Here is a 304-nt window from a genome sequence, read left to right as displayed (position 1 = left end):
ATCTTCTGCTTTTCCATATCTATATCTTCCATATATATCCTCTAAACTAAGGATCTCTTTATATTCATTTCTATGAATGTTATGAGGACTTAATTGAAATTGATTTATCTTTTCTTTTAAACTCTTTTCTGCTTTTTCTTTAGCTGCATTTAAATCTTCATTTGTGAAATAACAATTATCATAATTATTATCTAAACTTAAAACATTGTGTAACCAGAAAAACTGATTATTATAACAAATTAGGTTAGTGTATCTTCTATATTTATAGGAATCTATTTTTCCAAATAGTTCATTAAACGTGTAG

General features: G+C 24.3%; 1 protein-coding gene. It reads right to left on the bottom strand.

What is annotated here, in order from left to right; translation table 11 throughout:
- A partial coding sequence (locus CD172_RS12910) for a hypothetical protein (protein WP_206169851.1) occupies positions 1 to 304 on the bottom strand: 304 nt, incomplete at both ends.

The organism is Staphylococcus agnetis (genome assembly GCF_002901865.1).
In the GTDB taxonomy this organism is placed as follows: Bacteria; Bacillota; Bacilli; order Staphylococcales; family Staphylococcaceae; genus Staphylococcus; species Staphylococcus agnetis.
The sequence above is the reverse complement of the archived record's forward strand: the minus strand, read 5'-3'. Positions and strand labels throughout refer to the sequence as shown.